Origin of the sequence: Gulosibacter sediminis, from assembly GCF_023370115.1 — a bacterium.
GTDB lineage: Bacteria > Actinomycetota > Actinomycetes > Actinomycetales > Microbacteriaceae > Gulosibacter > Gulosibacter sediminis_A.
Window position 1 is genome coordinate 937712 of the sequence record NZ_CP097160.1, and the last position, 12576, is coordinate 950287.

Below are 12576 nucleotides of genomic sequence, written 5' to 3' on the forward strand. Positions count from 1 at the left end.
TCACGTGGTGGCGGCCCCGAGCCGGGCACGAAGGCGGGGGAGCACCTCTTCGAGAGCGAGTTCGAGGCTTTCCCACCCGCCGAACGGCAGGGCGACGAAGCCGGGCGCATCGCTGTCGTGCAGAAACTCGGCGACGCGAGCAGCGACCTCCTCGGGTGTGCCCGCCGCGACGAAGTGACGCGCGCCCGCGCCGTCCGCCTCTGGTAGGGGCGCGGCGCCGCCGGAGCGCACCGACATGATGATGCCCGGATGCACGCCAACGACGTCGGCGGCCCGGCCATGCTCGAGCGCGCGGCGCGAGACGTCAGTGGCGAGCGAGCGGGCAGCTGCGACGTTGCCGGTCGCCGCGAACATCGAATCGGCCCACCTGGCGGCGAAGTCGAGCATCAACGGCGAACCAGCCGCGGTCATCATGGGCAACGCTCCGCGGCCGGGCAGCGTGAGCGGGCCTTGCACGCCGGCGGCGAGCTGCGCATCGCCAACGCGCAGCCGCTCGAGTCGCGCAAACTCGCCGGTCGCGGCGTCGGCGACGAGGCCATCCGCGTCGAAGCCTGACCAGAGGTCGTGCAGCGCCGCGAGCGCCGCGTTCGCTGCCGCCAGGCGGGTTGCCGGCGCATCCTCGCGCACGAGCCCGAAGTTGTCGTGTCCGGCAAGCGACCACACGGCGTTCCAGCCGGCTCGGCCACCGCTGAGGGCGTCGAGCGATCGCAACTCGCGGGCGAGTTGATACGGTCGCGAGAATGTCGTGGAACAGGTGGGGAAGAGCCGGATGCGCTCGGTCGCGCCCGCAATGACGCTCATGAGCGTGAGCGGGTCGGGCCCAAAGAACTCCGCGCCGCGGCCCGCACGCACGAGGGGCAGTGCCGGCACATCCGGCTTGAGGAGGTAGTCCCAGCCCGCGCGTTCGGCGCGCTGCGCGACGGCGATGGCCCCGGCACCCGCGACGTACTCGCGGGCGCGCTGCGGCGCATCCCGCCATGCCCCACCGCGAAGCCAGGTAGGTGAGAGCGAGAGGCCTGCGAGCGGCGCCGGCCTCATGCGCGGGCCTTGACGCTTTCGAGAGGGATCACGAGCGGGCGGTGTGACACCGGGTCGTCGATGATGTGCGAGGTGATGCCGAAGACCTCCTCGAGCAGGGGCTCGGTGAGCACCTCGCGCACCGGGCCGTGGCGCACGATCTCGCCCTGGCGCATCACGATGAGGTTGTCGGCGTAGCGTGCGGCGAGCGTGAGCTCGTGCAGCACGAGCACGATCGTGCGCCCCTCCTCGCGGTTGAGTCGGTGGCAGAGCTCGAGCACCTCGAGCTGGTTCGCGATGTCGAGGTAGGTCGTCGGCTCGTCGAGCAGCATCACGGGCGGGTCCTGCGCGAGCAGCAGCGAGATCCACACGCGCTGGCGCTGCCCGCCCGAGAGCTCATCGACGGGCCGGTCGACAAGCGCGAGCAGGTCGGTCGCGCGCAGGGCGCGGTCGACGGCGGTCTCGTCGGCCTCGGTCCACTGCTGCATGAGGTTCTGGTGCGGGTAGCGGCCGCGGGCGGTGAGGTCTCCGACCGTGATGCCGAACGGCGCGCTCGACTGCTGCGGCAGCAGCCCGAGGCGGCGGGCGAACTCCTTCGCGGGCAGCCGATGCACATCCTTGCCGTCGAGGGAGACGTGCCCCGTCTTCGGCGTGAGCAGGCGCGAGAGCGCGCGCAGCAGAGTCGACTTGCCGCAGGCGTTCGGGCCGATGATGATCGTGATCTCGCCCTTGGGAATCTCGACGTCGAGGTGCTCCGACACGAGGCGTTCCTCGTACGAAAGGGAGAGGTCTTCGCCCTTGATCAGGGCAGGTGCGGCGGTCACGGCGGTCGAGAGTCCTTCGGATGCGGTGGCGGGGTCGGGCTGGTTTGGGTGCGCGGATGCGGGGGTCGGGTTCGGCATCAGACCTGGTTTGAGCGGGTGAGCAGCCACGCGAGGTAGACGCCGCCGATGAGGCCGGTGACCTGACCGATCGGCAGGTTGATGCTCACCGGCAGCACGGCGGTGATGACGTGGGCGACCATGAGCAGGCACGAGCCCATCGCCGCGGCGCCCACGACCGAGAACGTCGTCGACCGGGTGAGGAGCTTCGCGAGCTGCGGCGAGGCGAGCGCGATGAAGGCGATCGGGCCGACCGCCCTCGTGGCGATGCCCGCGAGGATCACGGCGAGCAGCATGAGCGTGCGGCGCGTGCCCTCGGCGTTGACGCCGAGCTGGCGGGCCATGTCGTCGCCCATCTCGAGCAGGGTCGCACGTCGGGCCGAGAGCGCGACGAGCGGAATCACGATGAGCGTGACGAGGAACGCCGGCAGCGCCTGCGCCCACTTCACGTCGTCGAGCGACCCCGAGATCCAAACGTTCGCTGCGAACGCGTTGTCGATGTCGCCGCGCACCATCATGAGGCTGTTCAGCGACGAAAGCAGGGCGCCGACGCCGATACCGATGAGCACGAGCCGGTAGCCGCCCGTGACGCCGCCCTTGAGCGAGAGCAGGTAGATGATGAGCGCGGTGCCGACACCGCCGATGAGGGCGCCGATCGTGACCTGAATCGGGCCGGCCTGGAAGAAAATGATCTGGCTGATGGCACCGGTCGCGGCGCCCGAGGTGAGGCCGATGATGTCGGGGGAGCCGAGCGCATTGTGCGAGACCGATTGGAACACCGCGCCCGAGACGCCGAGCGCGGCGCCGGCCGAGAGTGCGGCGAGTACGCGCGGGAACCGCAGGTTCTGCACCACGGTGTTGTGCTTGCTCTCGTCCGACAGGCCGAACATCGAGGGCAGCAGGTCGTCGAGCGGCACGCTCACCTTGCCGAGCGTCATCGCGGGCGAGGCGAGCGCGAGCGTGATGAGCAGCAGCGCCAGCGTGATAGTGACGGCGCGCGGATGCACGATGAACGAGACGCGGCGCAGGCGCACCGCGCGCCCGCGCACGAGCCGCGGGGCAGGACGGGTCTTGGAATCGGTCAAAGCTGCGCAATCTTTCGCCGGCGCACGATGGCGATGAAGGTCGGGGCGCCGACGAGCGAGACCATGATGCCGACGCCGATGTCGCCGGAGGGCACGATGAGGCGGCCGGCGATGTCGGCGACGAGCATGACCGCGGCCGCGACGAGCGCGGTCGCGGGAATCAGCGGGCGGTGGTTGAGCCCGACGATGAGGCGGCCGACGAACGGGGCCGTCAGCCCGACGAAGCTGATGGGGCCGGCCGCGGCGGTTGAGGCGCCGCACATGACGATGATGGCGAGCGCCGCGAACGAGAGCACGACGTTCGGGTTCGCGCCGAGCGAGCGGCTGAGGTCCTTGCCGAGCACGCTCGCGTCGAGGGCGCCCGAGAGCGCGTAGGCGATGATGAGGCCCGCGAGCACGGCGCTGCCGGTGGGCAGGAGGAGTTCGAGCCCGCGGCCCTCGAGCGAACCGACGGTCCAGCTTCGAAAGCGGTCGAAGACGGTCGTGTCGACGTTGACGAGGATGATGCGGGTGCCCGCGAGCAACACGACGTTGACCGCGGCGCCCGCGAGCACGAGGCGCACGGGGCCGGCTCCGCGGCGCACCCCGCCGAGAATGTAGACGACCGCGCCGGTGAGGCCCGCGCCGAGAAAGCCGAACACCATCGATGCGGTGAGCGTGCCGAAGCCGAAGAACGCGATCGCGACGGCGACGGTGAAGGTGACGCCGGCGTTCACACCGAGCAGGCCGGGCTCGGCGAGTGGGTTTCGGGTGATGGCCTGCATCACGACGCCCGAGGCGCCGAGGCCGACACCGATGATGATCGCGAGCACGGTGCGGGGCATCCGCACCTCGCGCACGAGCAGGTGGTTCGTGTTCGCGGGGTCGAAGGCGAAGTAGGCGTTCCAGGCGTCGGCGAACGACACATCGACGGTGCCGACGACGATCGAGACTGGGAACAGCGCCACGATCAGGACGCCGATGAGGGTCAGCCAGAGGCCGGGCCGCTTGGCGCCCGTCGGGGTGCCGCGGCGGCGCGAGCGCGGAGCCCGTGCCGGGGCTGTGGCCGGCGACGGGGACGCCGCACGGGGCAGTGCCGAATTGGCGGTGCCCCGTGCGGTCTGCGCGCTGCGCGCGTTGGTCGTGCTCAAGTCCTCAGAAACGAAGGCGCTTACGCGGTGGCGAAGTTCGCGAGCACGCCGTCGACGATCTCGGTTGCCGAGTAGAAGTCGACGCGGAACGAGTTCACGCCGAGCCCGTAGACCTGGCCGTTCTGCACACTCGGCAGGTTCGCGAGCACGCTGTCGTCAGCGAATGCCTGGGCACCCTCGTTGTCCTGCGACAGGATGAACGTGGTGTCGGCGGTGAGCTCGGTGAGGTTCTCGTAGCTGGCCCACACGAAGTCGTTGCGCGGGTCGCCCTCCTGGTTGTGCCATTCGACGTTCGGGTCTTCGATCGTGAAGCCGAGCTCGGTGAGCAGTTCGGCGTGCGGGCCACCGACGCGACCGATTGGGTTGTTCTCGCCCGGGCCGTTGCACGAGATGATGTTCGCCTCGCCCTCGGGCACGGTGATCTGCTCCTTCACCTCGGCGACGTGCGCCTCGAAGCCATCGATCGTGGCCTGCGCATCCTCGGTGAGGCCGGTCGCCTCGGCGAGCTCGAGGGTGAGTTCCTGCCAGGTCTCCCCGCCGTAGTCGACGACGATGGTCGGGGCGATGTCCTGGAAGTCCGAGAGGTTGTCGATCGCCGAGTCGGCACCGGTGGCGGCGACGACGATGAGGTCGGGGTCGGCTGCAATGACCGACTCGACGTCGACCTCACCGGCCGCCCAGATCGCCTCGACGCCGGCCTCGTCGGCGATGTCAGCCCACTGGGCGAAGAACTGACCGTTCGCGGCGGCGCCCGAGGCGGTGACGGGCGCGCCAAACGAGAGCAGCGAGCCGGTGACGGTGACCGACGTCGAGACGATGTTCGTCGGCTGCTCGGGAATCTCGGTCGTGGTGCCGTCGGCGTTCTCGAACGTGAGGGGGTACTCGACGTTCGACGCGGCGGCCTCGCCCGTGGCCGCATCCGTCGACTCGGCGTCGGCGTCGCTCGCGGCGCAGCCGGTGAGCGCGAGTGCGGTCACCGCCACCCCGACGAGCGCGGCGCGGACGCGCCCCGGGATTCCTGTCGACTTGATCGCACCAGACTTCACTGTGCATCCCTTCCGCTGCGGCTGCGCCACAGGCATGGTCATTCCGCACCGACCTGAGCATCAGACAGCTCTCCAAGGAAGGTAAGGCTTACCTAAGTTACATGACGGCGCGGCCGGACACGACGCAAAGTCAGGAATTCGCCGACGGCCCGCCGATCGACGTGGCCGCGACGGCGATGGCGTCCGGGAGGGTGCGCCGCCACCAGGCGACGTCGTGACCGCCCGTGACGAGATCGGTCGGCGTCTCGACGAGGCTGCCGATGCCGCGCAGGAACTCGCGGGCGTGCAGCACCGCCTCCTGCAGCACCCACTCGGTGCGACCGAGCTGCACGACGCAGGGCGCGCACTCGCCTGCGGCGCCGAGTTCGGCGAACCAGGCGCCGGGGCTCAGCTCGGGGGCCTCGACCGTGGGCCACCAGAGCGAGGGCGACTGGCCGACCGCGGCGCGCACGAGCTCAGGCGCGCGCACGGCGGCGAACAGCGCGAAGAGCCCGCCGAGGCTTTGCCCGGCCGGGATCAGGCCGCCGTGCCAGCCCGGCACCGCGGCCTCGAGCGCGTCGACCACCTGCGTGAGTAGCTCGCGCTGCTGCAGCGGCCCGGCAGGGTAGTCGAGGATGCGGTCGTCCGGGCCGCCCGACGGCAGGTAGACGAGGTGCAGCGGCGGGCACGTGCCTTCGGCGATCCGGGCGCTCAGCGCGCCGGCGAGCAGCTCGTCGTCGAGCCACACCTCACCATCGAGCAGCAGCATTGTCGGGGAATCGGGGCTCGCGGCGGGGTGGCTGCGCACGGTCGCCTCGACCTTGGTGCGGCTCACGGGCAGCGTGATGGGCGCGCCCACCGAGCGCCAGTCGTCGAAGTCCGCGGTGGCGGGCTCCTGCGGCGCGCGATCGAGCTCGACGATGCTGTGCGGCGCCTGCGGCAGCAGCTTGTTCGGGCGCTGGCGCGGGTTGCGCGGGTCGGGCAGCAGCGAGGCCGACTGCCGCATCACGTCGCGGATGCTGAGACGGCCGCCCGCCTCGAGCTCGGCCTCGGGAGTGAGGAAGTGGTACGAGCAGATCCAGTCGGCGGGCATGCGCAGCGAGAGTGTTGCGAGGTCACTCTCGCCGACTTGGCGAAGGCGCCCCTCGGCCGGTGTGAACGGGTCGGTGAGCTTGTTCGCGAAGAGATACACGAAGGGTGCCGGGCCGCGGTAGAGGAACGTGACGACGCGGTGGCTCGGCACATCCGCTGGCTCGATCAGTGGCGCGCCCGCGGCCCCGAGCTCGGCGAGGAACGCGTCGACGTGCCCGGCGCGATCCGCGGCAGCTGCGCCGGCGAGTGCCGTTTCGAGCGCCCGGATGCGCGGGGACTCGGTGACCGGCAGCGGCCAGGGCCGAGGCGCGTGCGGCGGAGTCGTGCGGCGGAGGTGGTCGGGGGAGGGCGCGGAGTCAGTCACGGGGCGATACGTTACTCGCCGCGGTGCTGGGAGCCCGGCCGGGCCCGGGTGCGAGATACTGGAAGAATGCCCGCTCCCCAAGAAAACGTCTGGCTCGCCGCCGTGCGAGCAAACCCCGATCACGCCCGCAATTACGCCGAGCGGTGGCGCAGCTTCGCCGATGCGGGCCGCGACATCTACGGCGAGGCGCGGCTCATCGACGCGATGGCCGAACGACACAGCCGCATCCTCGACGCGGGCTGCGGCACCGGGCGCATCGGCGGCTGGCTCGCCGAGCGCGGGCACGAGGTGGTCGGCGTCGACCTCGACGAGTACCTCATCTCGGTGGCGCGCACCGATTACCCGCAGGCGCGCTGGGAGGTCGGCAATCTCGCGACGTTCGCGGTCGACGATGAGTTTGGCGATCTGCAGGAGTTCGACCTCATCGTGTCGGCCGGCAACGTCATGACGTTCCTCTCGGAGGCCGAGCGCAAGCCTGCGCTCGAGAGACTGCGTGGCCACCTCGCGCCGAACGGTCGTCTCGTCGTCGGCTTCGGCGCGGGCCGCGGCTACGACTTCGTCGACTTCACGGCGGATGCGTTCGAGTCGGGTCTCGTGCTCGAGCAGCACTACTCGACGTGGCAGCTCCACGCCCCGGCCGAGGACTTCCTCGTCGCCGTGCTCACCCGCACCCCCGACGCCCCCGAACAAGACGAATAACCACTCCCTCTGGCGAGCGGAGAGGGGGTTGAGTGGTCACTTTTGTAGGTTTGGCGCCGGCATTGTCAACTGGTGGATGCAACAAGGATCTGGTTGAGGCGCTTGGCTGGGGTGTCGTAGTCCAGGGTTGGGCGGGGTCGTGTGTTGAGTTTGCGTGCGACCTCGTCCAGGTCCTGTTGCGTGTGCCCGGACAGGTCGGTGCCCTTTTTGAACCAGTGCCGCAGCAGTCGGTTCGTGTTCTCGTTCGATCCGCGCTGCCAGGGCGAGTGGGGGTCGGCGAAGTACACGGCGTCCACGAGTTCGGTTTGGATGCGCCGGTACTCCGCTAATTCGGTGCCGCGGTCCCAGGTGATCGATTGCCGTAGTTGTTCTGGGAGTTGGCGCATTTGTTGGATCATTTGCGTCGCGACCTGGTTCGCGGTGTGCCCGTCGGGGAGGTGGAGCAGGATCACGAACCGGGTCGCGCGTTCCACGAGCGTGCCAATCGCGGACTTACTCCCCGGCCCGACGATGAGGTCGCCTTCCCAATGCCCGGGGATGGCGCGGTCTTCGACCTCGGGCGGGCGCTCACTGATCGTGAACGCATCCTGGTAGATTGACCGGCCCCGCCGCTCGGTCGTGCCCTGGGGTTTGCGTTGGCTACGCCCCAGGGATAGCTGTTTTGCCAGGTCTTGCCGCAGCCCGCCCCGGGTTTGGACGTACAGGGCGCGGTAGATCGTTTCGTGGCTCACACGCCCCATTGTGGCGTCGGGTTCCCGGCGCAACATGTCCGCGATGAGTTTCGGGGACCAGCCCACATCCATCGCGTCTTCGATGAACCCGCGTAACGGAGCGGTGTCCTCGCGGCACAGGATCGGGGGTTTTGGCCGACGTCGTCGGTGGCGGGCGTTCAGGTGCGCGGCCGCGGCCGAGTACTGGCCGTCTGCGTGGGTGTTGCGGTGCAGTTCGCGGCAGACCACGGACCGGTCCCGGCCGATCTCTGCCGCGATGCGGGATTGGGTCCATTGGTCACGGATCCCGGCCTGGATGAGCACGCGTTCTTCGAACGTGAGGCCGCGTCCGATGTGTTCTTGATCGATAGTGATTGGGGTGTGGTGGCGGAGTTCGAACGCGGTCATTCCGACATACTTCCGTCGCCACCTGGCCGCAGTGCCTGACCCGATGCCGAGACGGGTTGCCGCCCTGGCGGGCGGCAACCCGTCCTTGCAGATCAGGTCAACGAACTGGTCCCGAACGGCCTGCTTGTATCGGTTCCCGTGGGGATTCTTCGGCATGCAACATCCTCCTCATGTTGCAACGACCGTATGAATCCACCGCCGCCAAACCTACAAAAGTGACCACTCAACCCCCTAAAAGTTTGCGGAGGCGTTTGAGGCTGGCCGGTTGGGCCGTGCCGAGCTGTTGGGCGAAGAGGCTGACGCGGAACTCCTCAAGCAGCCAGCGCGCCGCGACGAGGTGCTCCGGCGCGTCGAGCCCGAGCGGCAGCGTGCCGCCCGCATCCCGGTAGAGCGCGAGCGCCTGCTCGAGCTCGGCGGCGCCCGCGCGCTCGGTCGCCGCGCTCATGCTGAGCCGCTCGATGCGCGCCGTGGCGGCCCGCAGATACCGAGGCAGGTGCTGCAGCTGCTCGAGCCCGGTGCGCGACACGAAGCCGTCAAACACGAGGGCCTCGAGCTGCCCGCGCACATCCGTGAGGGTCGCGAGGTACGCCATCGCGTTGCTGCCCTTGATCGTCCGCAGGGCGTCGCGGTGCGCTGTGAGCACCTGTCCCACGAGCCGCACGACGTCGAACAGCGCGTCGATGAGTTCGGCGTTGAACCGCTCGCGCATGGCGTCGAACGCGGCCCGCGTCCGCACCGGCTCGCCGGCCGCGTCGACGGCCCGCTGGGCAAGCGCGATGGTGGCGTCGGCGAGCAGCAGCTCGGTCGAGCGGTACGGGCTCGCCGCGAGCGCGAGCTTCTCCTGCGAGGTGAGGTGCGCGAGCACGTAGGTCGCCGGCGAGGGCACGCTCCGGGCGAGCAGCACAGCGACGGCCCGTGGATGCTCCCGCACCTGGTCGGCGCTCGTCGTCGCGAGCACGAGGTCGACCTCGCTCGCCGCGGGATGCGCGGGGTCGCGCAGCTGCAGCGTCGGCCAGGCCCGAATCACGCCGTTCTTGCGGCGAATCTCGAAGGTCTCGGGCAGATCGCGTTCCGGCCAGCCGTCGAGCTCGCGCTGCTCGGCGACGGACTCCTTCGACCCACCCGGGGGCCCCGCCGAGGCTGCGGCATCGCCGCCCGGCGTATCCTTGCGGCTGCCGCGGCCGCGCCGATTTCCGGGCGTCGGAGGAGCCTCGGTCGCGCGCACGAGCGCGGCCTCGCTTTGGCGCTTCAGCCGCTGCTGCAACTCGAGCAGGTTGCTGCCGTCACCGAGTTCGCGGCCGCGGTCGTCGAGCACGAGGAAGCGCATGCGCAGGTGCGAGGGCACCCGCTCGGGCTCGAACTCGCCGGCGTCGAAGCGGATACCGCCGAGCCGCTGCAGGTGCCCGTGCAACACCTCGGTGAGGGGCGCGTCGACGGGCTCGCCGCGATCGGGCCGCACCTCGCCGACCTGCTCAAGCAGGCGCGTCGCCCAGTCGGCGGCCGGCACGAAGTTGCGTCGCGTCGCCTTCGGCAGGGTGCGCAGCAGCGCCGTCACGAGCTCGGCGCGCAGGCCCGGCACCTGCCAGTCGAAACCGTCGGGCGTGAGCATCGCGAGCAGCTGCACGGGCACGACGACCGTGACGCCATCGTCGGGCGCCTGCGGGTCGAACTTGTAGCGCAGCCGCAGCTGCTGCTCGCCCTGCTGCCAGGTGCGCGGGTACGCCTCGGCGTCCTCGGTCTCGCCCTCGTCCTCGAGCAGGTCGCCGCGGCGCAGGTCGAGCAGCTTCGGCTGCTCCTGCTGCGCGGCGCGCCACCACTGGTCGAACGTCGACTGCGATACGACCTCGGCCGGCAACCGCTCGTCGAAGAACTCGAACAGCACCTCGGTGTCGTCGTGGTGCGAGCGCGTGCGCGTGCGCTCCTCAAACTCGGCCACGTCGCGTAGCAGCTGCTGGTTGCGGCGCACGAACGGGTACCGGCCCGTCCAATCGCCCTCGACGAGCGCGTGCCGAATGAACAGGTCGCGGCTCCACGACGGGTCGATCTTCGCGAAACCGACCCGGCGCTGCGTCACGATCGGCACGCCGTAGAGCGTCACCGTCTCGAGCGCGACCGCCTGCCCCTGCTTGCGCTCCCAGTGCGGCTCGGAGTGCTGCCGTTTCGCGAGTTCGCCCGCGAGCGACTCGGCCCACTCGGGCTGAATCTTCGCGACGGTGCGCGCGAACAGCTGCGAGGTCTCGACGAGCTCGGCGGCCATGACCGACTCGGGGTTCGAGCCCTTGAGCCCCGAACCTGGGAACACCCGAAATCGCGTGTTCCGCGCCCCGCGATAGTCGCGCCGCTGCCGGTCGAACACCCCGATGTGGCTGAGCAGGCCCGCGAGCAGCGCGCGATGCACGGCGTCGGCGTTCTCGCCCGGCTCGGCCCCCGCATCCGGCCGCTGGATGCGCAGGCCGAGCGGCTTCGCGGTCTCGCGCAGTTGTCGGAAAAGGTCTTGCCACTCGCGCAGGCGCACGTAATTGAGGAACTCGGCCTTGCACAGCCGGCGGAACGCCGAGGAGCCGAGCTCGCGCTGCTGCTCCTCGAGGTAGCCCCAGAGCTTGAGCAGCGACAAGAAGTCGCTCGATGGGTCGCGGAACCGCGCGTGCAACTGGTCGGCCTTGGCGCGCTGCTCGAGCGGCCGCTCGCGGATGTCCTGCACCGTGAGGCCGGCGACGATGATGAGCACGTCACGGGCGACGTCGAGCCGCTTCGCCTCGACCACCATGCGGGCGAAGCGGGGCTCGATGGGCAGGGATGCGAGCTGCCGGCCGATCTTCGTCAGCTGCGGCACGCTGCGGGCGGTGCCGCCGCGAATCGCGCCGAGCTCGCGCAGCAGATCGACGCCGTCCTTCACGCCACGCGAGTCGGGCGGGGTGAGGAAGGGGAAGTCCTCGATCGCACCGAGTCCGAGCTCGAGCATCTGCAGCAGCACGCTCGCGAGGTTCGTGCGCAGAATCTCGGGGTCGGTGAACTCGGGCCGACGCTCGAAGTCCTCTTCGCTGTAGAGCCGAATCGCGATGCCGTCGCGGGTGCGACCCGAGCGGCCCGAGCGCTGGTTCGCCGAGGCCTGCGAGATCGCCTCGATCGGCAGCCGCTGCACCTTCGCGCGCACCGAGTAACGCGAGATGCGCGCGAGGCCCGCATCGATGACGTAGGCGATGCCCGGCACCGTGAGCGAGGTCTCGGCGACGTTCGTTGCGAGCACGACGCGGCGCCGCACGCCGGGCCGCGTACTCGGCTCGAACACGCGGTGCTGATCGTGCGCGCTGAGCCGGCCATAGAGGGGGAGGAGTTCGGTCGCCTCGAGTTCGCGGGTCGAGAGGGATGCGCGAATCGCCGCCTCGGCCTCGCGAATCTCGCGCTCGCCGGGCAGAAACACGAGCACGTCGCCGGCCCGTTCACCGGCGAGCTCGCGCAGCCCCGCGACGATGCCCTCGTTCACGTCGCGGTCGTCGGTCGCCGACGGCGCGTCCTGCGCATCCGCCTCGTCGTCTTCGGCGGCCTCGCCGACGAGTGGCCGATAGCGCACCTCGACCGGGTAGGTGCGGCCCGACACCTCGATGACCGGCGCGTCGTCGAAGTGCCGTGAGAACGACTCGGGGTCGATTGTTGCCGAGGTGATGATGAGCTTGAGGTCGGGGCGCTCGGGAAGCAGGCGCTTGAGGTAGCCGAGCAGAAAGTCGATGTTCAACGAGCGCTCGTGCGCCTCGTCGATGATGATCGTGTCGTAGCGCTTCAGCAGCCGGTCGCGGCGCAGCTCGCCGAGCAGGATGCCGTCGGTCATGAGCTTGATGCGCGTCGACTCGCTCGAGGCGTCGGTGAAGCGCACCTGGTAGCCGACGAGCTCGCCGACCTTGCCCCCGAGCTCCTCGGCCACGCGCTCGGCGATCGTGCGGGCCGCGATGCGGCGCGGCTGCGTGTGCCCGATCGCGGTACGCCCGAGCTCGAGGCAGATCTTTGGCAGCTGCGTCGTCTTGCCCGAGCCGGTTTCGCCCGCGACGATCACCACCTGGTGCTCGCGAATCGCCGCGGCGATTTCGTCGCGGCGCTGCGAGACCGGCAGCTCGGGTGGGAAGTGAATGGCGACCATCGGCCCACCAGTCTAGGTGACAGGGGCATCCCC

Annotated in this window: 9 protein-coding genes; 1 reads left to right on the top strand and 8 read right to left on the bottom strand. The window is 70.1% G+C overall.

What is annotated here, in order from left to right:
* From M3M28_RS04250 to M3M28_RS04275, 6 genes are all read right to left on the bottom strand, one after another.
* Entirely contained in the window at positions 1-1038 is a 1038-nt protein-coding gene (locus M3M28_RS04250) for an LLM class flavin-dependent oxidoreductase (RefSeq protein ID WP_249387582.1), read from the bottom strand.
* Positions 1035-1919, bottom strand: a complete 885-nt coding sequence (locus M3M28_RS04255; protein WP_431193857.1) for an ABC transporter ATP-binding protein — start codon at positions 1917-1919, stop codon at positions 1035-1037. The genes M3M28_RS04250 and M3M28_RS04255 overlap by 4 nt, the downstream gene beginning before the upstream one ends.
* The gene (locus M3M28_RS04260; RefSeq protein ID WP_249387583.1) at positions 1919-2983 is read right to left on the bottom strand and encodes a FecCD family ABC transporter permease; all 1065 of its coding nucleotides are present in this window, start codon (positions 2981-2983) and stop codon (positions 1919-1921) included. The genes M3M28_RS04255 and M3M28_RS04260 overlap by 1 nt, the downstream gene beginning before the upstream one ends.
* Complete coding sequence (locus M3M28_RS04265; RefSeq protein WP_249387584.1) at positions 2980-4113, bottom strand: FecCD family ABC transporter permease; 1134 nt, start codon at positions 4111-4113, stop codon at positions 2980-2982. Before M3M28_RS04265 ends, M3M28_RS04260 begins: the two co-directional genes overlap by 4 nt.
* Before the next feature lie 20 nt (positions 4114-4133).
* Positions 4134-5159, bottom strand: coding sequence for a Fe2+-enterobactin ABC transporter substrate-binding protein (gene fepB, locus M3M28_RS04270; RefSeq protein ID WP_249387585.1), 1026 nt, complete (start codon positions 5157-5159; stop codon positions 4134-4136).
* A gap of 130 nt (positions 5160-5289) precedes the next feature.
* A complete protein-coding gene (locus M3M28_RS04275; RefSeq protein ID WP_249387586.1) occupies positions 5290-6594 on the bottom strand; it encodes an enterochelin esterase domain-containing protein in 1305 nt (434 codons plus the stop codon).
* A 66-nt stretch (positions 6595-6660) separates the two neighbouring features.
* On the opposite strand from M3M28_RS04275, the gene M3M28_RS04280 reads away from it, so the two are divergent.
* Positions 6661-7293 (top strand): class I SAM-dependent methyltransferase, encoded by a 633-nt coding sequence (locus M3M28_RS04280; protein WP_249387587.1) that lies wholly within the window; start codon positions 6661-6663, stop codon positions 7291-7293.
* Positions 7294-7358: 65 nt separating this feature from the next.
* On the opposite strand, the gene M3M28_RS04285 is transcribed toward M3M28_RS04280, so the two are convergent.
* Together M3M28_RS04285 and hrpA are read right to left on the bottom strand one after the other, a co-directional pair.
* Positions 7359-8567 (bottom strand): IS30 family transposase, encoded by a 1209-nt coding sequence (locus M3M28_RS04285; protein ID WP_249386060.1) that lies wholly within the window; start codon positions 8565-8567, stop codon positions 7359-7361.
* Positions 8568-8634: 67 nt separating this feature from the next.
* On the bottom strand, positions 8635-12543 hold the full coding sequence (gene hrpA, locus M3M28_RS04290) for an ATP-dependent RNA helicase HrpA (protein ID WP_249387588.1): 3909 nt from the start codon (positions 12541-12543) through the stop codon (positions 8635-8637).
* Between the last annotated feature and the right edge of the window lie 33 nt (positions 12544-12576).

Excerpts from the sequence above, each read along its gene's own strand:
- M3M28_RS04250 (WP_249387582.1), bottom strand. The coding sequence starts at position 1,038 with ATGAGGCCGGCGCCGCTCGCAGGCCTCTCGCTCTCACCTACCTGGCTT.
- M3M28_RS04255 (WP_431193857.1), bottom strand. The coding sequence starts at position 1,919 with ATGCCGAACCCGACCCCCGCATCCGCGCACCCAAACCAGCCCGACCCC.
- M3M28_RS04280 (WP_249387587.1), top strand. The coding sequence starts at position 6,661 with ATGCCCGCTCCCCAAGAAAACGTCTGGCTCGCCGCCGTGCGAGCAAAC.
- M3M28_RS04285 (WP_249386060.1), bottom strand. The coding sequence starts at position 8,567 with ATGCCGAAGAATCCCCACGGGAACCGATACAAGCAGGCCGTTCGGGAC.
- hrpA (WP_249387588.1), bottom strand. The coding sequence starts at position 12,543 with ATGGTCGCCATTCACTTCCCACCCGAGCTGCCGGTCTCGCAGCGCCGC.